18 protein-coding genes are annotated in these 19,020 nt (G+C 74.1%); 1 reads left to right on the forward strand and 17 read right to left on the reverse strand.

Annotated features, from left to right (window positions below; all coding sequences use genetic code 11):
- Nucleotides 1-106: 106 nt before the first annotated feature.
- The 17 genes from ACFYYT_RS00605 to ACFYYT_RS00685 all read right to left on the reverse strand — a co-directional run bounded on the left by ACFYYT_RS00605 (nucleotide 107) and on the right by ACFYYT_RS00685 (nucleotide 18,160).
- Entirely contained in the window at nucleotides 107-2,098 is a 1,992-nt protein-coding gene (locus ACFYYT_RS00605; protein ID WP_351826027.1) for a discoidin domain-containing protein, read from the reverse strand.
- 287 nt (nucleotides 2,099-2,385) lie between these two features.
- Nucleotides 2,386-2,865 (reverse strand): GNAT family N-acetyltransferase, encoded by a 480-nt coding sequence (locus ACFYYT_RS00610; RefSeq protein ID WP_351826020.1) that lies wholly within the window; start codon nucleotides 2,863-2,865, stop codon nucleotides 2,386-2,388.
- Between the two features lie 157 nt (nucleotides 2,866-3,022).
- Nucleotides 3,023-4,012, reverse strand: coding sequence for a hydrogenase expression/formation protein HypE (hypE, locus tag ACFYYT_RS00615; RefSeq protein WP_388606881.1), 990 nt, complete (start codon nucleotides 4,010-4,012; stop codon nucleotides 3,023-3,025).
- A 142-nt stretch (nucleotides 4,013-4,154) separates the two neighbouring features.
- Nucleotides 4,155-5,309: a hydrogenase formation protein HypD gene (gene hypD, locus ACFYYT_RS00620; RefSeq protein WP_351826022.1), complete on the reverse strand. Its 1,155-nt coding sequence runs from the start codon at nucleotides 5,307-5,309 to the stop codon at nucleotides 4,155-4,157.
- Entirely contained in the window at nucleotides 5,306-5,662 is a 357-nt protein-coding gene (locus ACFYYT_RS00625; protein WP_351826023.1) for a HypC/HybG/HupF family hydrogenase formation chaperone, read from the reverse strand. Before ACFYYT_RS00625 ends, hypD begins: the two co-directional genes overlap by 4 nt.
- The gene (hypF, locus tag ACFYYT_RS00630) at nucleotides 5,631-8,015 is read right to left on the reverse strand and encodes a carbamoyltransferase HypF (RefSeq protein WP_388606700.1); all 2,385 of its coding nucleotides are present in this window, start codon (nucleotides 8,013-8,015) and stop codon (nucleotides 5,631-5,633) included. Before hypF ends, ACFYYT_RS00625 begins: the two co-directional genes overlap by 32 nt.
- A complete protein-coding gene (gene hypB / locus ACFYYT_RS00635) occupies nucleotides 8,015-8,878 on the reverse strand; it encodes a hydrogenase nickel incorporation protein HypB (protein WP_351827779.1) in 864 nt (287 codons plus the stop codon). Before hypB ends, hypF begins: the two co-directional genes overlap by 1 nt.
- Before the next feature lie 3 nt (nucleotides 8,879-8,881).
- Nucleotides 8,882-9,283 (reverse strand): hydrogenase maturation nickel metallochaperone HypA, encoded by a 402-nt coding sequence (locus tag ACFYYT_RS00640; RefSeq protein WP_351827776.1) that lies wholly within the window; start codon nucleotides 9,281-9,283, stop codon nucleotides 8,882-8,884.
- A gap of 113 nt (nucleotides 9,284-9,396) precedes the next feature.
- Nucleotides 9,397-9,498 carry a DUF6893 family small protein gene (locus ACFYYT_RS00645; RefSeq protein ID WP_388606702.1) on the reverse strand — a complete coding sequence of 34 codons (102 nt, stop codon included), beginning with the start codon at nucleotides 9,496-9,498 and terminating at the stop codon, nucleotides 9,397-9,399.
- The gene (locus ACFYYT_RS00650) at nucleotides 9,495-10,091 is read right to left on the reverse strand and encodes a hydrogenase maturation protease (protein ID WP_351827773.1); all 597 of its coding nucleotides are present in this window, start codon (nucleotides 10,089-10,091) and stop codon (nucleotides 9,495-9,497) included. Before ACFYYT_RS00650 ends, ACFYYT_RS00645 begins: the two co-directional genes overlap by 4 nt.
- Nucleotides 10,088-11,512 carry a hypothetical protein gene (locus ACFYYT_RS00655; protein WP_351827770.1) on the reverse strand — a complete coding sequence of 475 codons (1,425 nt, stop codon included), beginning with the start codon at nucleotides 11,510-11,512 and terminating at the stop codon, nucleotides 10,088-10,090. Before ACFYYT_RS00655 ends, ACFYYT_RS00650 begins: the two co-directional genes overlap by 4 nt.
- On the reverse strand, nucleotides 11,509-12,243 hold the full coding sequence (locus ACFYYT_RS00660; RefSeq protein WP_351827767.1) for a DUF6084 family protein: 735 nt from the start codon (nucleotides 12,241-12,243) through the stop codon (nucleotides 11,509-11,511). The genes ACFYYT_RS00655 and ACFYYT_RS00660 overlap by 4 nt, the downstream gene beginning before the upstream one ends.
- Nucleotides 12,240-12,890 carry a DUF5947 family protein gene (locus ACFYYT_RS00665; RefSeq protein WP_351827765.1) on the reverse strand — a complete coding sequence of 217 codons (651 nt, stop codon included), beginning with the start codon at nucleotides 12,888-12,890 and terminating at the stop codon, nucleotides 12,240-12,242. The genes ACFYYT_RS00660 and ACFYYT_RS00665 overlap by 4 nt, the downstream gene beginning before the upstream one ends.
- Complete coding sequence (locus ACFYYT_RS00670) at nucleotides 12,887-13,417, reverse strand: hypothetical protein (RefSeq protein WP_351827762.1); 531 nt, start codon at nucleotides 13,415-13,417, stop codon at nucleotides 12,887-12,889. The genes ACFYYT_RS00665 and ACFYYT_RS00670 overlap by 4 nt, the downstream gene beginning before the upstream one ends.
- Nucleotides 13,414-15,198 carry a nickel-dependent hydrogenase large subunit gene (locus ACFYYT_RS00675; protein ID WP_280915524.1) on the reverse strand — a complete coding sequence of 595 codons (1,785 nt, stop codon included), beginning with the start codon at nucleotides 15,196-15,198 and terminating at the stop codon, nucleotides 13,414-13,416. Before ACFYYT_RS00675 ends, ACFYYT_RS00670 begins: the two co-directional genes overlap by 4 nt.
- Before the next feature lie 64 nt (nucleotides 15,199-15,262).
- Nucleotides 15,263-16,318 carry a hydrogenase expression protein HypE gene (locus ACFYYT_RS00680; RefSeq protein WP_351827759.1) on the reverse strand — a complete coding sequence of 352 codons (1,056 nt, stop codon included), beginning with the start codon at nucleotides 16,316-16,318 and terminating at the stop codon, nucleotides 15,263-15,265.
- Nucleotides 16,319-16,402: 84 nt separating this feature from the next.
- Nucleotides 16,403-18,160, reverse strand: a complete 1,758-nt coding sequence (locus ACFYYT_RS00685; protein ID WP_351827757.1) for a hydrogenase maturation protein — start codon at nucleotides 18,158-18,160, stop codon at nucleotides 16,403-16,405.
- Between the two features lie 637 nt (nucleotides 18,161-18,797).
- Between ACFYYT_RS00685 and ACFYYT_RS00690 the strand changes: the two genes are divergently transcribed.
- On the forward strand, nucleotides 18,798-18,983 hold the full coding sequence (locus tag ACFYYT_RS00690) for a thiazolylpeptide-type bacteriocin (protein WP_351827755.1): 186 nt from the start codon (nucleotides 18,798-18,800) through the stop codon (nucleotides 18,981-18,983).
- The last annotated feature ends 37 nt before the right edge of the window (nucleotides 18,984-19,020 follow it).

Raw genomic sequence — 19,020 nt, forward strand, 5'->3', positions numbered from 1 at the left:
AAGGGGGGGGGGGGGGGCGGGGGGGGGGGGGGGGGGGGGGGGGGGGGGGGGGGGGGGGGGGCCGGCGCGGGGGGCCGGCCGCCCCCCCCCCCCCCCCCGCCGGGCGTCAGCCGCCGTAGACGCCCAGCTCGCGCAGCGAGTAGCCCCACTGGCTGCCGCGCTGCACGCCGTGGACGCGTACGTAGCGGGCCGGGGCGCCGGCGAACCGGACGGTGTCCACCCCGCCGTCGCCGGTGGTGGTGGAGGAGACCGTCTGCCAGTCACTGCCGTCGGTGGAGACCTCGACCCGGTACGCCTTCCCGTACGCGGCCTCCCAGTCGAGGGTCACGCGCCGCACCGTGTGCGCCGATCCGAGGTCGACCTGCACCCACTGGTCGTCGCTCCACTCGCTGGCCCAGCGGGTCGCGGTGTCCCCGTCGACCGCCTTGCCCGGCGCGTAGTCGACGAAGGGGTTCCACCACTCGGTGGAGCTGGCCGAGGCGGCGGCGCCGGAGGCGAGGTTGACCCCGGCCCGGTGGCTCTCCGTGGCGCCCCAGGTGTGCAGGTAGGACTCGGCGCCCCGCATCAGGTCGTCGACCACGCCCTGGCCGCCGACCTGCCGGATGTCCTCGATCCAGTCGGGGACCATGCCGACGTGCGCGGCGCCGTCGGTGTTGAGGTCCCAGGTCCGCGAGCCGGTGGTCTGCCGGTCGACGACGGAGCCGCCGTCGGCGGTGCGGAAGGGGTAGCGCACCGGGTTGGGGGTGTTCGCCCCGCGCGGGCCGGGCCAGCCGCCGACGCCGTTCATGTCCGTGCCGTAGCCGTAGCCCACGCCGTACTTGTCGCGCAGGGCCTTGGTGCGGGCGGCCTCGGCGGTGAAGCCCTCGGAGCCGTTCATGTACTGGGCGGCGAATCCGCCGAGCTTGTAGAGCCGCTCGGTCCAGCCCAGGTCCATCCAGCTGTGCGAGGAGATCACGCCGGGGTAGGACTCGGACTCCAGGATGTCGAAGGCCTGGCCGGCGGCCTTGACCCCCATGTGGTCGACCTCCAGCATCATGTTGCGCTTCATCATCCCGCGCACCGCGTAGGCGCCGAGATCGGTGAGCCCGCGCGCGTTGCACTGCGCGTCGGCGGCGTAGGAGGGCACCGACACCCCCGCGGGGAGCTCCTTCTGCGCCTGGGGGGCCGGTGCGAGGCCGATGGGGTTGTCGTGCTGCGGGCCGGTGCACTTCTCCGTCTGCCAGAAGGTCCCGGTGGACAGGAACTGGCCGACGTTGATGGCGGTGCCCAGGGTGCCCTCGTCGAAGCGGACCCCGCACAGGGCGTTGTCGAACTTGTGGCACAGGAACATGCTGCGCACGCCCAGCTTGTACAGCTCGTCCAGACCCCGGTCGACGTCCGCCCTGCTGCACTGGGCGACGTCCAGGATCTGCTTGCAGCCGAAGGGCTCGGAGGTCTCCACGCCGAGGACGACGGCCAGCTTGCCCTGCTTGACCACCTCGCGGGCCTGGGCGGAGTCGGTGACGATGCGGAACCAGCCCTTGCCCGGGCCGCCGTACATCTTGTCGATGTAGGCCTGCATGTCGTAGGTCTTCTGCGCCTCCAGGCGGATGGCGGACATCTCGTCGCAGCCGCGGTCCTTGAAGAAGTAGACCGAGCAGATCACCCCGTTGGTGACGAGGTCGTTGACGAGGACGCGCTCACCGCCGCGCCAGGCCCGCTCGATCCAGGCGTAGTAGTTCTGCTGGTGGGTCAGCGAGTCGTGGGCGGGCCAGTCCTTGAAGGTGGGCCAGCCGACGGGGTCGTGCTTGCCGTCCCCGCCCTTGGTGATCATGTCGAAGACGGCCAGGCTGCCGTCGGGGTAGTGCTCGGGGCAGTCCTTGAGCGCGTCGGCGACGCCCGCTTCGGAGAAGGGCTTGCCGCAGATCAGCCGTCCGCCGAAGCCCTCGTTGGACATGATGTGGTCGTGCGCGTCGACGAAGCCGCGGACCCGGCCCTGGGCGTCGGCGCCCTTGAAGGGCTCGCCCGTGACGTTGATGTCGGAGTCGGGCTGGGGACGCGCGGTCGGGGTCCACCAGCCGGCGTCGGCCGAGGAGCTGGGGACGGGTCCCAGCACCATGGCCAGCGCGGCGGCGAGGAGCAGCGACAGGAGTGCGAGGGGCCGGCGGCGCGGGCGCGGCGGGCGTGGCGGGCGGGGGTGAGGGTTCAAGGTCATCACTCGCGTCTTCGGTCGGCGGAGGGGCGCGCACGAATCCGGGCATGAATTGTCATGCCCCGCACAAACGGTGCGTCGAGAATCCCGAGTGGCGCGAACGGAGTCAAGGGTCCGGGACGGATGACCTGATGCACCGTCGGATTCGCCGCCATGCCGCGGCCGCCGGCAACGGGCCCGCCCCCGCGGCCGGTTCAGCGCCCGGCGGCTCCGGCGGCTCCCGCGGCCGGGGGCATGTCGTAGGTGACCCACAGGGTGCGGGAGGCCACCTGGTCGTACTTCGCGCGGGCCCGGTGGTTGTCGTCGGCGGTGATCCAGCGCACCACGCTCCAGCCGCGCTCCCGCGCCAGCTCGCGCAGCGCGCCGAGCAGCAGGTCGGCGGCGCCCGACCCGCGGTGCTCCGGGGTTACGAACAGGTCGTCCAGGAAGCCGCCGACCGTCGCGGACAGCGGCCGGGCGAAGGGGCGGTAGTGAGCCAGCCCCAGCAAACGGCCCGCGCCGTCCTCGGCGACGAGCGCGCCCACCTCGTGGCCGGGGTCGTGGATCCACCCCCACACCGTGGCGGCGGCCTCCTCCGTCTGCTCCACCCGGTAGAAGTCGGCGTAGCCGCGGTAGAGGGCGCGCCACTGGCCGAAGTCGCCGGGGCGGGCGGCGCGGACGGTGATGTCGGACATCGGACGGCTCCAGTGCTCGGGGGACCCGGACCCCCCGGGGCCGGGGCGGGTCAACCGATCATGCGGGAGCCGGGCGTCCGCGGGGCCTGCCGCCGTGTCGAAACGCGGGCCCCGGGCCCGCCGCCGTGGACAGGTCGGCGGGCCCTCGGGGCGGCCCTCAGCAGATCCGCGGGAGCTGTTCCCCGAGCGGCAGGTCGACCACCCGGGTGCCGCCGAGACCGGTCCGCGCCACGACCATCCCCGGGTGCGCGGCGACGGCCTCGCCGATCACCGCCGCGCGGCGGCCCAGCGGATGGGCGCGCATCGCGTCGAGGACGGCGTCGGCGTGCTCGCGGGGTACGAAGGCGACCAGCTTGCCCTCGTTGGCCACGTAGAGCGGATCGAGGCCGAGGATCGCGCAGGCGTTCGCGACGGCCTCGGGGACCGGGACGCTGCCCTCGTGGAGGACGACCCCGGTGCCGGAGGCCGCCGCGATCTCGTTGAGGGAGGCCGCCAGCCCGCCCCGGGTGGGGTCGCGCAGGACGTGCAGGCCCGGGGTGACCGCGAGCATGCTCTGCACCAGCCCGCCCAGGGCCGCGCAGTCGCTCTCGACGTCGACGCCGAACTCCAGGCCCTCGCGCACGCTCATGATGGCCACCCCGTGGAGGCCGATCTCACCGCTGACGATCACCACGTCCCCGGGGACCACCCGCTGCGGGCGCAGGTCCACCCCGTCCGGGATCAGCCCGATCCCCGCCGTGTTGACGTAGATCCCGTCCCCGTGACCGGCCTCGACGACCTTGGTGTCCCCGGTCACGACCTCCACGCCGGCGGCCCGCGCGGCGGCGCCCAGCGCCTGCGCGACCCGCGCCACCACGGACATCTCGACGCCCTCCTCCAGGATGAACCCGCAGGAGAGGTAGGCCGCCCGGGCCCCGCTCATGGCCAGGTCGTTGACGGTGCCGTTGACCGCCAGGTCCCCGATGCTCCCGCCGGGGAAGAACAGCGGGCGCACGACGTAGGAGTCGGTGGAGAAGGCCAGCCGCACCCCGCCCAGGGTGAGCGCGGCCGAGTCCCCGAGCCGGGCCAGCGCCTCGCCGCCGTAGGCCGGGGCGAACAGGTGCTGGACCAGCTCGGCGGAGAGCGCGCCGCCCCCGCCGTGGCCCATCACGACCCTGGGGTGGTCGCGCAGCGGGGCCGGACAGGTCCAGCCGGTGACGTCCAGCACGGAAGCGGTCGGAGCGGACGCAGCGGACGCAGCGGACGCAGCGGTCGGAGCGGATGCGGCGGACGGGACGGACGGAGCGGTCTCAGGCAACGGGGCTCGCCTCCAGCGCGGCGGTGGTCGGTACGGTGTCGGGCGCGGCGGCCCCCGGGAGGTCCAGGCGCCGGTAGAGGTAGTACGCCGCGCACGCGCCCTCGCTGGACACCATCGTGGCGCCGAGCGGATTGCGGGGCGTGCACAGCCCGCCGAAGGCCTCGCACTCGTGCGGCTTCAGCAGCCCCTGGAGCACCTCCCCGCTACGGCACGCGGCGGGCTCCACGGTCGTGATGCCGGTGACCGAGAAGCGGTGCTCGGCGTCGAACTCCCGGTAGCGCGGCGACAGCCGCCACCCGCTGTCCGGGATGACCCCGATGCCGCGCCAGGCCCGGTCGGTGACCTCGAAGACGTCCTCCAGCATCGCCAGGGCCGCCGGGTTGCCCTCCGGGCGGACGGCCCGCGCGTAGGCGTTGTCGACGGTGTGCTCCCCGCGCTCCAGCTGCCGCACGGCCCGGCGCACCCCTTCGAGGATGTCCAGCGGCTCGAAGCCGGTGACGACGATCGGCACCCGGTGGCGCTCCGCCAGGTCCGGGTACTCGGCCGTCCCCATCACGCTGCACACGTGCCCGGCGGCCAGAAAGGCCTGCACCCGGCAGCTCGGCGACCGCATGATCGCCTCGATCGCGGGGGGCACCCGTACGTGCGAGACCAGCAGGCTGAAGTTGCGGATGCCGAGCTTCCTGGCCTGGTACACCGTCATGGCGTTGGGCGGGGCGGTGGTCTCGAACCCGATGCCGAAGAAGACCACCTCCCGCTCCGGGTTCTGCCGCGCGATCCGCAGCGCGTCGAGCGGGGAGTAGACGACGCGTACGTCGCCCCCCTCGCTGCGGACCCGGAACAGGTCGCGGCCCGTCCCCGGGACGCGGAGCATGTCGCCGAACGAGCAGAAGATCACCCCGGGCCGGGAGGCGATCTCCAGCGCCTTGTCGATGACCTCCAGCGGCGTCACGCACACCGGACAGCCGGGTCCGTGGATCAGCTCCACCAGGTCCGGCAGCAGCTGGTCGATGCCGTGCCGGATGATCGTGTGCGTCTGCCCGCCGCAGACCTCCATCAGCGCCCAGGGCCGGGTCACCGTGGCGCGGATGTCGTCCAGCAGCCGCCCGGCCAGCTCCGGGTCCTGGAACTCTTCGATGTACTTCACCGGGGTACCTCCTCCTGCCGGACGCCGGCCGGGTGCGGGGTGGGGGGCGCCGCCGGGGCGTCGGCGAAGGGCCATTCGCCGCCGGCGGCCTGCGCCGCCTGCTCCCAGGGGTCGCCGAACTCCTCCTGGAGCATGCCGAGCTGCGCGAAGAGTTCGAGGGTCTGCCGGGCCGACTCCTCGTCCAGGCGCTGGAGCGCGAAGCCCACGTGGACGATGGCGTACTCGCCGACCTGGAGGTCCGGCAGGTACTCCAGGCACACCTCCTTCTGGACGCCGCCGAAGTCGACGGTGGCCATCCGGGTGCCGTCCTTCTCCCCGATCTCAAGCACTCTGCCGGGTACCGCCAGGCACATGGGCTTCTCCTCGCTGTGGGTGTTCCGTGACGGGTGCGGCCGCCGCCACCATGAGCTGGCCGAGCGCCAGCCCGCCGTCGCCCGGCGGGACCGCGCGGTGCCGCAGGACGGTGAACCCCCGCGCGCGCAGCAGCCGTGCGCAGGCGGAGGAGAGCAGGGTGTTGGCGAAGACCCCGCCGGTCAGGGCGACCGTGTCGAGGCCGTGCCGGTCGCGGGCGAGTCCGCACAGCGTGACGACGAGGTCCGCGACGGCCGCGTGGAAGCGGGCGGCGATCACCGGCCGCCCGGTACCGGCCCGTACGTCGGCCACCACCGCGGCCAGCACCGGCGCCGGGTCGGCCGTGACCGGGCCCGCGACGCCCGCCGGGGGCACGCGCAGGGCGAACGCGTAGCCGGCCGCGGCGTCGCGGCCGGCGCCGGCCGCCCCGGCCGCGGCGCCCTCCAGCTCGATGGCGGCCTGCGCCTCGTACCCGGCGTGCCCGCAGACGCCCGCCAGCGCGGACACGGCGTCGAAGAGCCGGCCCATGCTGGAGGTGGGCACGCAGTTCAGTCCCCGCTCCAACTGGGTGCGCAGGATCCGGAGTTCCCCGGGCGGACAGGCCTGCGTGCACGGCAGGTCCGGCGCCCACTCCAGGCCCGCGGCCCACAGGTGCGCCAGGGCCATGCGGTACGGCCGCCGCACGGCCGCGTCGCCGCCTGGGAGCGGTACGTAGGCCAGGTGGGCGAAGCGCGCGTAGCCGGAGTAGTCGGCGAGCAGCACTTCCCCGCCCCACACGGCGCCGTCGTCCCCGTATCCGGTGCCGTCGAAGGCGACGCCGATGACCCGGCGGGTGCCGTCGAGCCCGTGCTCGGCGAGCGCGGACGCGATGTGCGCGTGATGGTGCTGTACGAGGACCAGCGGGCGCCCGCCGGCGTGCTCGCGGGCCCAGCGCCCGGAGCGGTAGCCGGGATGCCGGTCGGCGGCGAGCCGGGCGGGGGCGACGCCCGTGATGGACTCCAGCTGCTCCTCACCCCGTTCGAAGGCGTACCGGGTGGCCAGGTCGTCCATGTCGCCGACGTGCGCCGACAGCCAGGCGCGGCGGCCCTCGCCGAGGCAGAAGGCGTTCTTGAGGTCGCCGCCCACGGCGAGGGAGGGCGGGACGGGCAGCGGCAGGGCGAGCGGCAGCGGCGCGTACCCGCGCGAGCGGCGCAGCACCAGCGTGTCCCCGTCGCAGACCCGGACGACGGAGTCGTCGCAGGGCACGTGGATCGGCCGGTCGTGCGTCAGCCAGGCGTCCGCGAGCCCGGCGAGGCGTTCCAGGGCTTCGGCGTCGTCGGTGACGATGGGCTCGCCCGAGAGGTTTCCGCTGGTCATCACCAGCAGCCGGGGGCCCTGCGGATCGCCTTCCCGGCCGAGCAGCAGGTGGTGGACGGGGGTGTACGGGAGCATCACGCCGAGGTCGGGGCTGCCGGGGGCGACCCCGGGCAGCGGATCGCCGTCCGGGCGGCGGCGCAGCAGCACGATGGGCCGCACCCCGCCGGTGAGCAGCTGCCGCTCCTCGGCGCCCACGCGGGCGAGCTCCTCGACGTCGGCGAGCCCGCGGGCCATCAGCGCGAACGGCTTGGCCCCGCGGTCCTTGCGGCGGCGCAGCTCCGCGACCGCCTCGGGACGGCCGGCGTCGCAGGCCAGGTGGTAGCCGCCGAGCCCCTTGACCGCGAGGACCGCGCCGGCGGCCAGCAGCGCACGGGCCTCGGCGACCGGATCGGCGCAGGCCACCTCGCGCGGCGGCCGCCCGGCGAGCAGCCGCAGCCGGGGCCCGCAGGCCGGGCAGGCGACGGGCTGGGCGTGGAAGCGGCGGTCGGCCGGGTCGGCGTACTCGCGGGCGCAGTCGGGACACATCGGGAAACGGGCCATCGTGGTGTGGGCCCGGTCGTAGGGCAGCCCGGTGACGATGGTGAAGCGGGGCCCGCAGTGCGTGCAGGTGATGAAGGGGTGGCGGTGGCGGCGGTCGGCCGGGTCCGAGAGCTCGGCGAGGCAGTCGGCGCAGGTGGCGACGTCGGGGGAGACCAGGGTCCGGCCGGGGCCGCCGGTCCGCGACGCGATGATGGTGAACCCGGCGCCGCCGACGGGCGCCACCCGCTGGTGGTCGACGGCGTCCACCACGGCCAGCGGGGGAGCGTCCGCCGCGAGCCGCTCGCAGAACTCCGATACGGCGGCGGGGGCGCCCTCCACCTCGGCGACGACCCCGTCCGGGGTGTTGGTGACGTGCCCGGCGAGACCGAGGCCGGTGGCCCGGGTGTACACGTACGGCCGGAAACCGACGCCCTGCACCACGCCCCGCACGGTGACCCGGCGGCGCTCCGGGGCCTCCATCAGCGGGTCTGCGCGACGGCCGGACCGGTCGCCGCGTGCCCGTGCCCGTGCCCGTGCCCGTGGGTGTGGCCCTGGCCGTGCGGGTGCGTGTGCCCCGTGCCGTGGTCGTGGTCGGGCGCGTGCTCGTGGTCATGGTCGTGGTCGTGGCCGGCCCCGTGGTGGCCGGCGGCGCCCTGCTGCCGCGCCATCACCGGAGCGTGCGCCGCCGCGCCCGCGCCGACCGCCAGCGCCCGCTCCAGCAGCAGGCCCGTCCCCCGGTCCGCGCGGACCGAGGTGAGCAGCACCTCCACACCGGGGTTGACCCGCTGGACGTTCGCGCGGAAGGCCGCCTCGTCGAACTCCACGGCCTCGGCGATGTCGGTCTTGGTGACCAGCACGAGCTGGGCCAGCCCGAAGGCCGTCGGATACTTCAGGGGCTTGTCCTCGCCCTCGGTCACCGAGGCGAGGACCACGCGCAGCGACTCCCCGAGGTCGTACGAGGCCGGGCAGACCAGGTTGCCGACGTTCTCCACGAACAGCAGCCGGGTGTCCTCGGGCAGCCACCCCTCCAGATGGCGCCCCAGCATCGGCGCCTCCAGGTGGCACAAGCCGTCCGTGAGCACCTGCTTGACCGGCACCCCCGAACGGGCGAGCCGCAGCGCGTCGTTCTCGGTGGCCAGGTCGGCGGTCAGGGCGGCGACCGGCACGCCCCGCTCCCGCGCCAGCGTCAACTCCCGCTCCAGCAGCGCCGTTTTTCCGCTGCCCGGGCTGGACAGCAGATTCACGACCGCCGTCCCCCGGGCGGCGAGCGCGGTGCGCAGGGCACGCGCGGCCCCGTCGTTCTTGGCGAGCACCGCCTGTTGCAGGTCGACCACTCGGCACATGGTTCAGGCCTCCTCGGAGATCGGTTCGCGGCAGGCCGCCCCGGCCGGGGCGGCCCCGTCCTCCCAGGTCACGCGGAGGACGCACAGTTCGCGCCCCGAGAGCAGCTCCACCTCCGTGGCCCGGCCGCAGGCGGGGCAGCACAGGTCCGGCGGCATGCCCACCGGCCACTCGCCCGTACAGGCGCCGCAGCGCGCACGGGCCGTCACGGGCCGCGTCACGAGCTCGGCCCCCTCCAGGACCGTTCCGGCGCAGGCCAGTTCGAAACAGAAGGCGAGGGCGTCCGGTACCACCCCGGCCAGCTCTCCGACCTGGAGCTCCACCCGGCTCACGGCGTGCGCCGCGCCCGCCCGGGCCGCCTCTTCCACCTGGCCCACGACGGCCATGGCGATCGACATCTCGTGCATCGGACTCCGTCCTGCCGGGGCTCATTACACCGGCCGGACGGGGGCGGGGCGGGCGGGCACGCCGACGCGCGAGGCGCCCCGTACGCCATTCGGGCGTGGGGGCGCCTCGGTGGTCACATGGAGCGGATGCGCAGGTAGCGCCTGATGTCGGGGAGGACCTGGGCGAGTACGGCGACCAGGACCACACCGGTCGCGGCGATGACGGCCTTCTTCATGGGGTTCTCCTCGGTTCGCGCGGGGTCGGTTGGTCGGCTCCGGCGCGGACGGAGCCCAGCGGGACGGCGTCCCGGTCCTCGTCCCCGGACCCGTACGGGTCCTGCGGGCGGAGCAGGTCCAGCAGCATCCGTACGGCCTCCGGCACCGCGGCGGCCACCGGGGCGCTGAGCCCGATGCCCTCCTCGACGCAGGCGGGTTCGCAGCCGAGGACGAGCGTGCGCCGGGGCGGGGTGGAGCCGGTCCCCGCGCACAGGGTGCCCAGCAGGGCCAGGACCGTGTCGGGGGACATGTGGTGGCCGTCCAGGACGGCGGCCCCGGGCGAGACCGGCCCGGCGGCGGAACCCGGCTGCGCGTCCTCGATCAGGTACAGCGTCCCGGGGGCGCCGCCGCGGGCGGTGGCGTCGACGAGGACGAGGGTGTCGTAGCCGTCGAGGAGCTGGTAGGCGAGGTGCACCCCGCGCACGCCGAAGTCCACCACCTCGACCCGCTCGGGCAGCGGGTGGGCGGACAGGGCGCGGACCGCCTCCACGCCGAAGCCGTCGTCGCCGAGGAAGACGTTGCCGATCCCGGCGACCAGCACCGGGCCGTTCACGCGTCCTCCAGCGGGGTGACCTCGTCGGGCTGGAAGTACAGGAACCGGCCCTGCTCGCGGCGGATGTCGGCGCCCGGGTCGCCCTCCACGGTGACGGCGAGGTGCACCCCGCCGTCGACGTCGTGCAGGACGGCCTCGACCTGCGCGGAGCACCCCTGGAGGAACAGGTCCTGGGCGTCGGTGCGGCGCAGCCCGGGCCGCAGCAGCACCCGGCTGCCCACGCCCACCGGGACCCCGTCGACCGTGATCCGGTCCGGGGGCGGCCCCGCCGGGTCCGCGCCGGCCGGGTCCCACCAGGGGGTCTCGGGCCGGAACACGGCCTCCTCGGAGGGGAGTTCGCTCAGCTCGGGCGGCCCGTCGAAGGCGTCCGGGCCGGTGATCTCCCGCAGGCCGCGCACCGCCCCGTGGAGCCGCTCCAGCACCTCGGGCGGCATCGACTCGGCGAGCTCGATCACGGCGGCCGCGCGGGCGTCGGTGCCCCGCGCCTCGCGCTTCTCCTCCTCGGTGAGCGTCGCGGTGCGCAGCGCGAGGATCTCGTCGATCTCCAGGGCGTCGTACATCGCCCCGGCGCTCTCCGGCGCGATGGCCGGATGGTCCTCCAGGATGATCGGGGACGACAGGACCACGTCGGCGCGGCCGGGGCCGCCCGCCAGCACCGGCCAGGTGTGCCGGTTCTCGCAGGCGGCGACCGCGCCCCTGGCCCACTCGGGCGGATCGGTCATCGACAGGAACGAGCCGGCGCTGACCCCCAGCAGGAGGTGCGCGCCGACCAGCGAGCGGGGCAGCGCCGCCTCCCGCGCGGCGTCCGGGTCCCCGGGGGTCCAGGGGCTGGTGTTCTCCACGACCGCGGTGAGCCGCAGCACCCGGTAGGGGCCCTCCAGCGCGGTGGCCGACACCCGCAGGACGCCCTCGGCCTCGGCCGTGCGCCGCACGAGCCGGCCGATGACCGCCCCCTCGGCGTCACGCACCGGTTCGCTCTCCTCCCCGGCCGGCCGGGAGAAGGGCAGCACGACCCCGTCCCCGGTCAGCGAGGCCACGGGGACGGCCAGTTCGACCCGCTCCTCGGTGCCCTCGTCCCAGGGGACCAGGATCCGGTCGGGCAGGCGCAGTTCGGCGACGTCCTCGAAGCCGCCGTCCGCGCGCAGCCGCTGCACGGTGCGCCGCCGGCCGTGCAGGAAGCGCAGCTCCAGGAAGAGCGTGGCCTCGCCCCTGGGCTCCATGAGGATCTCGGTGCGCTGGAAGGAGTGCTCGCCGTGCGCGGGCGCCCAGGCGGGCGGCACGAGGACGCCGAACTGCCAGCGCAGCCGGTTCTTGGCCGCCGACGCCCGGTACGGGTAGAGCACGTACCCCTCGAAGAGGACGGCGTCGGCCACCTGCCGGGCGGTGTCGAAGCGGGAGCCGCATTCGGTGGCGGCGGTCACGGGGCCGTCCTCTCGGTCACGCGCGGCAGTACGGCTCCCAGCCGCAGCGGGGGCGGCGGGGCGGCCGCGGCGGGGCCGCCGGAGCCGTCGGCCGCACCGTCGGCGCCGTCCAGGAGCGCGCGGACCGTCGCCTCCCAGGAGGCGAGCGCGTGGCGGGAGCGGAAGGCGAGCAGCTCCGCCATGAGGTCGCGCGGCAGCCGCAGCCAGCCGCAGCCCGGGAAGTGCTGTTCGACCATCTCCCGCCACACCGTCGCCGGCATCCGGTACGAGGCCTCGCGGTCCCAGGGCACCGGCTCGACCCGGAAGCCGCCGTCGCCGGTGAAGGCGGTCCCCGAGAACAGCATCAGCAGCGGGGCCTCACCCTCCGTCAGGGCGCTGAAGTAGCGGGTGGCCGCGATGTCCATGTCGTAGGTGCAGGGCACGACCAGATCGGTCTCGGTCTCCCCGGTGAAGCTCGGCACCATCAGCGCCACCTGCGCGAACTGCACGGGCAGCAGGGTGCTGCCCCAGCGGGACCGCTCCCCGAACAGGTCGGCCAGCGCCGCCGCCTCGCCGTCCGCGTAGCTGCGCCGGGCCGGCTCGATCCGCAGCTGGCAGCGCAGCGCGAGCGCGTGCACCCGCACCCCCGCCCCGGCGCTGATCCGCAGCCGGAAGACGAGGGTGGGTCCGGCGGCGTACGGGTCGGCGCGCACCCCGGTGCAGGCGAAGGCCAGGTCCGTGGCGCCGGTCATGACGCCGGTTCCCCGGCCAGGGCACGGGAGCGCCGCTCGACCCGCTCGAAGAACGCGTCCAGCGCGGCCCTGGCCTCGGCACCGCCGTCAAACCCCTGCCACAGCAGCCGCATCCGCCCCACCAGCTCGTAGCAGATGTCGATCGGTACGAGGTGGCAGCTGGTGCGGCCCTCCGAGCGGCGCAGCAGCAGCGCCTCGACGTCGGGTTCCAGCAGCGCGGAGAGCCGGCCCGTGCCGAGCACGCGCTGCCACACCTGCGGGTCGAGTTCGCTCTCGGTGGCACCGGCCGGGCTCGGGTAGAGGGCGACCAGCCGGTCGAGCGCGGCGTTGCGGAAGAAGAACGCCACGCCGACCGGGATCTGGAGCAGCTCCCAGGCCCCGTCGTCGAGCCGGTGGCCGGGGTCGGCCAGGTAGCGGTCCGGGACGGCGCGGAACCGGCCCGTCACGGTGCCGGGCCGGTCGAACAGCAGGGCGCAGCCGGTGCAGGCGCAGACCAGCGTCCGCTTCTCGGTCTCCACCAGGTGGCGGTGGCCGTCCTCGGCCACCACCGTCCCGCACAGCTCGCAGCTCTCGGGGCGGGGCGGGCGCGGGCCCGCGAACCGGCGCAGGCCGCGCGGGCCGCCCGCCAGGACACCGGGCGCCGTCACGGCACCCGTACCGGGGCGTGCGGCCGGGTACCGATCTGGAGCAGGGGCGGCTGCGGGGCCGGCGCGGGCTCCGCCTCCACCGCCGTCACCTCGGGCGCGAAGCAGGCCAGGGCCTCCTCCAGGCTCTTGGTGGCCTCGTCCGCGGAGCCGCTCCCGCAGCCGCAGCCCGAGGCCGCCGCCGCCCGGGGGCGCACCCGCAGCACCCCGGTGGCCCGGTCGAAGCCGATCAGCTCCACCGGGTCCCCGGCCGCGCCGAGCGCACGCCCGATCCGGATGTCGACGTCCTCCGGGTGCAGGTCGTGCAGCGAGAGCAGACCGGCCACCAGCTCGTCGTCCAGCACCGGGGCCAGCGCCTGCGCGCCGACCCCTTCCACGATCCGGGCGAGCCCGGCCCCGTAGAAGTCCATGAGCACGCGCACCAGTTCCTCGGCCGCCGCGCACGCCGCCCGGTCCCCGCCCGCGGCGAGCCCGTCCAGGACCTCCTCCACACGTGCGCCCGCCTGCCGGGCGTCCGGGGCGGCGCTCATCCGCCCAGTCCGCTCAGCCCGGTGGGGACGTGCATGGTCTTGACCGTCTTGCCGCCGCCCACGTACATGTGGACCCCGCAGGGCAGGCACGGGTCGAAGCTGCGCACCGCGCGCATGATGTCGATGCCCTTGAAGTTCTCCGGGGAGTTCTCCTCGAAGATCGGGGTGTTCTGCACCGCGTCCTCGTACGGGCCGGGCGTGCCGAAGGTGTCGCGCGTGCTGGCGTTCCACGGGGTCGGCGGGTACGGGTGGTAGTTGGCGATCTTGCCGTCGCGGATCACCATGTGGTGCGAGAGCACCCCGCGCACCGCCTCGGTGAAGCCGACGCCCAGGCCCTCGTCCGGGACCTCGAACTTCTCCCAGGTCTGGGTGCGTCCGGCGCGGACCTCGGCGAGGCCCTTCTCGGCGCAGTGCAGCGCGATGGCGGCCGCGTACGCCTGGAAGTACGTGCGGGCGCGGTTGCGCTCCAGCGCGTTGCTCCACTTCGGGATCTTCCACTCGAAGCGGGTCTCGGGCTTGGTCATCGTGCGCGGCAGGGTGATGACCACGCTGTGGCCGGTGGCCTGGACGTAGTCGGTCTGCACCAGCCCGGACAGGGCGGTCGACCACAGGCGCGCGATGGGGCCGCCGCCGGTGTCGAGGGCGAGGTGGTCCTTGCCGTCGAACCAGCGCGGGGACATCACCCAGCTGTACTTGTCGTCGAAGTTGCGCTTCTGCGGGGCGGGGATGGTGTGCTGGTTCCACGGGTGGCGCGGATCGACCGGGTTGCCGAGCGGGTCGTGCGTGACGAACTGCTCGCGGCCCTCCCAGTCGTCGTAGTACGAGCTGCCCAGCAGGATGCGGATGCCGAGGTTGATCTCGGTGAGGTCGTTGGTGACCAGCTTGCCGTCCACCACCACGCCCGGGGTGACGAACATCTTCCGTCCCCAGTCGGTCATGTTGGCGTACGTGAAGTCGCAGTGCTCGGGGTCGTTGAGCGCGCCCCAGCAGCCCAGCAGCACGCGCCGGCGGCCGACCTCCTCGTACCCGGGCAGGGCCTCGTAGAAGAAGTCGAAGAGGTCGTCGTGGAGCGGGACGACGCGCTTCATGAACTCGCAGTACCGCATCAGGCGGCTCATGTAGTCCGTGAAGAGCTGGACGGAGGCGATGGTGCCCACGCCGCCCGGGTAGAGGGTGGAGGGGTGCACGTGGCGCCCCTCCATCAGACAGAACATCTCGCGGGTGTACCGGCTGACCTGGAGGGCCTCGCGGTAGAACTCGCCCTCGATGGGGTTGAGGGAGCGCATGATGTCGGCGATGGTCTTGAAGCCGTGCTCGCCGGCGTGCGGGGCCGGGGTGCGCTCGGCCTTCTCCAGGACGCCCGGGTTGGTCTCGCGGACCATCTTCTCGCAGTAGTCGACCCCGACCAGGTTCTCCTGGAAGATGTTGTGGTCGAACATGTACTCCGCCGACTCGCCGAGGTTGATGATCCACTCGGCGAGGTGGGGCGGCTTCACCCCGTAGGCCATGTTCTGCGCGTACACGGAACAGGTGGCGTGGTTGTCACCGCAGATCCCGCAGATCCGGCTGGTGATGAAGTGCGCGTCGCGGGGGTCCTTGCCGCGCATGAAGACGCTGTAGCCGCGGAAGACCGACGAGGTGCTGTAGCACTCCGCGACCCGCTTCTGCTTGAAGTCGATCTTCGTGTGGATGCCGAGGCTGCCCACGATCCGGGTGATCGGATCCCAGGCCATCTCGACCAGGCCGCTGCCGTCGCCGGCCGCCTTCGTCTTCGGTGTCATCGTGTCTGCCGTGACCCTTCTTCGGTGCGGGGGTGGGTGCGTTCGGTGCGGGGGAGTGCGGCGCTCACCAGGGCGGGCGGTAGCCCGTCGTCAGCTTGCGTCCGCTCTGGCGCCACTTCGGCTCCTGGTCGACGGTGTGCGCCGTGATCGCGCGCAGCTTGCGCACCACCGCGCCGTACGCGCCGCTCGCCTTGCTGGAGACCTTGGCGCCGGGGGGCTCGTCCATGAACGGCATGAACTTGTCGGGGAAGCCGGGCATCGTGCAGGCGATGCAGATGCCGCCGACGTTCGGGCAGCCGCCGATCCCGTTCATCCAGCCGCGCTTGGGCACGTTGCACTTGACGACGGGTCCCCAGCAGCCCAGCTTCACCAGGCACTTGGGCGAGTCGTAGGTGTGCGCGAACTGGCCCTGCTCGTAGTAGCCGGCCCGGTCGCAGCCCTCGTGGACGGTGGCGCCGAACAGCCACGTGGGCCGCAGCTTGTCGTCCAGCGGGATCATCGGAGCCGAGCCCGCCGCCTGGTACAGGAGGTAGGTGAGGGTCTCGGAGAAGTTGTCGGGCTGGATCGGACAGCCCGGTACGCACACGATCGGGATCCCGGCCTTCGACTTCCAGTCCCAGCCGAGGTAGTCGGGGACGCCCATGGCGCCCGTCGGATTGCCCTCCATCGCGTGGATGCCGCCGTACGTGGCGCACGTGCCGATGGCCACCACGGCGAGCGCCTTGGGGGCCAGCCGGTCGATCCACTCGCTGGTGGTGATGGGCTGACCCGTCTGCGGGTCGTCGCCGAACCCGCACCAGTAGCCCTCGGGCTTGATCTTCTCGTTGGGGATCGATCCCTCGACCACGAGCACGAACGGATCGATCTCGCCCCGCTCGCCCTTGAAGAACCACTCGATGAACGTGTCCGCGCCCCCGACGGGACCGCACTCGAAGTCGATCAGCGGCCAGTGCACGGCGATCTTGGGGAGTCCGGGCAGGACACCCATGACGATCTCCTCGATGCTGGGCTGCATCGCTGCCGTGAGGGAGACGGAATCGCCGTCGCAGCTCAGCCCCGCGTTGATCCAGAGAATGTGGATCGGGGGGTCCTCTGCCGGGGCGGTCGGTGCTGCATCCATGCGGATGCCTCCTTCGGGAGGGGCGGGGAGGTGTGCGGGGCGGGTTGCGCGGCGGACCGGTCTGCCCCGGCCACACCTTTCTTGCTAACAGCCCCCCGGCCCGGGCGCCGCGTCATGTGCGGCCAGTGGAGTGACGGCCGCGGCCGGCCGCCCGGGGTGGGCTCGGGCGAGGTGGGGCGGGGTCGCCGCCGGTGCCTCCTTGCGCACGAAGGCGCGGCGCAGGGCGTGGTACGGCGCCCCGGGGTAGAAGAAGGTGCGGTGCATCAGGGCCAGCTCCGCCTCCCGGTACGAGGCCAGCGGCCGGACGGCCTCGTCGCGCTCCCGCAGCCCCTTCTTCGCGGCGATCCGGGACTGGGCGGCGGGCAGCGCCGCCAGGTGCGCCGCCAGTCGCGCGCTCTCGCCCGCGAAGGCCTGCGGCGCGCAGTCGACGGTCCGGTCCACCAGCCCGGCCCGCTGCGCGGCGGCGGCGCTCAGCGGCAGCGCCTCCTCGGTCAGCCGCGCCGCGGCGGCCGCCCCGACGCGGCGCGGCAGCGTGTACGTCCAGTACTCGGACCCGGACAGGCCCATCAGCCGGTAGTGCGGGTTCAGCACCACGCCCGTACGGCACCAGACCTCGTCGGCGGCCAGCGCCAGCATCGCCCCGCCCGCGGCGGCGTTCCCGCCGAGCGCGGCGACGACCAGCCGGTCGGTGGTCGTCAGGACCGCCTCGACCAGGTCGTCCATGGCGTTGATGTTGTCCCAGGACTCCCGCGCCGGGTCGGCGGCCGCCTCGATGACGCCCAGGTGGATCCCGTTGGAGAAGAAGTCGCGGCCCCCGCCGAGGACGAGCACCGAGGTGGGCCGGGCGCAGGCGGCCCGGTACGCGTCCAGCAGCCGGCGGCACTGCGCCGTGCTCATGGCCCCGCCGGGGAAGGAGAAGGACAGGAACCCGGCCGGCCCCTCCTCCCGGTAGCGGATGTCGGCCCAGGTACGGCCCCGGGCGTCCGCGTGCGGCGGCGGGGCGGGGTGCTCCCGCAGCGGGGGCAGCAGATCGCCGAGCGCGAGGGTGGCGGGCAGTTTCACCGGGGCCGGCCGCCCCGGGACCCGGCGGGCCCGCAGCTCCGGGATCCACACGGCGCCGTCGGCCGTGGCCCGGCAGACCGCGCCCGCCCGGGTCGCCAGCAGCGCGCCGGGACGGCCCCGCAGCCGGGGCTCCGGGTGGCCGCCGTGCAGGTACCACTCCCCGCCCAGCAGTTCGTCCAGGACGCCGGGCCGGGAATCGGCCGCGCGCAGCGTGCGCAGGACGCGGTCGGTGGAGTCGTTCTCCCAGTCGATGCGGCGGGCGTCCTGGCGCAGGTAGGGGCGGGTACGGGCGGTGGCCGGGTCCTGGGGGAGGGGGGTGTGGGCGCCGGACGCGAAGCGTTCGACGGCGAGCAGGACGGCCCGCAGCGCCGCGTCGGCGATCTCCCCCCGGTACAGGTCGCTCTTGGCGACCGGCGGCACCGGGCACTCGACGCTGGCCCACACGTCACCGGCGTCCATCTCCGCCCCGGCCTGGAGCACCGTCACCCCCCAGCGGGCCACCTGCTCCTGCACGGCCCGGTCGAGGGAGGAGGGGCCCCGGTCGCCGACCGGACCGGGGTGGACGATCAGACAGGTGCGGGAGGCCCACACCTCCTCGGGGAGCGCCGTCGTCAGCATCGGCGCGATGATCAGATCGGCGTCGTGCCGCCGTACCGCGGCGGCCAGATCGCTGCCGGGCAGGGCGAGTTCCACCGCCACCCGGTGACCGTGGTCGCGCAGTTCGGCGTGGACGCGCTGAGTGAGGCTGTTGAAGGCGCTCGCGACGAGCAGGACGTACACGGGGTCTCCCAGCGGCGGCCCGGCGCCCGTCGGTGGGGTGCCCGGCCTGATCGGCAACTCGTGACCGGAACATGACCGGCCGCCTGAGATGGTCGGGGAAGCCGGGGCCGCCGCGCCCGAACCCGTGCGGCGGTGTCACTCGAAAGCGCCCGCGGTGAGGGCCGCTCGGCCGCACCGCGACCCTCCGGCCCCGGGCGTCTCGCGCGTGCGGCGGGGGCTGGGGCGGAGCTGGGGGCGCCGGGGCGCCGAGGGCGGAAATTGGCTCCGCATTCTCTTTTTATTTTGCTCCGGGTGTCGGTTCCGCACGGTTGGGCGCTGGATTTCTGACGTATCACTGACTTGTTGCTGACCGGGCCCTGACTTCATTTCGTTGAATGGGGTACGGGGTAGCTGGAAAATCCCGGGTGGCGGACTTTCGCTCGCTCTTGACCTGCGTAAATCTGCGTTTGGAGCCTGTGGGTGAGGGGTTTTCCGGAGGTGGTCCGCATATGTTTCCGAGGCTTGCCGACGCCCTCTTCGGCTTGTCATACTTCCCACGGAAAGGCGGGCCGGGATATCGGTGGAAAAACAGCCGCCCGCGGCCGTCCCTTTCCTTTCGTGCACATTCGGCTATCGCTTCCACTTCCGGGAGACACCCATGTCCGACACCGCACCCGCCGACGCCTTCGACCTCCAGGACCTGGAGCTCGACCTCGGCGACCTCACCGTCACCTCGATGCGCGACACCGCGGCGCTGCCCGAAGGGGGAGCGTCCTGGGGTTCGTGTTCCTGCCAGGGCTCCTCCTCCTGCGCCCAGCCCACCACCGACCACCCGACCGCCTAGCCCACCGCCCACGACCTCCCGCCGCACCGCGCGTGCG

Source organism: Streptomyces sp. NPDC002032, from assembly GCF_042890765.1.
Lineage (GTDB): Bacteria > Actinomycetota > Actinomycetes > Streptomycetales > Streptomycetaceae > Streptomyces.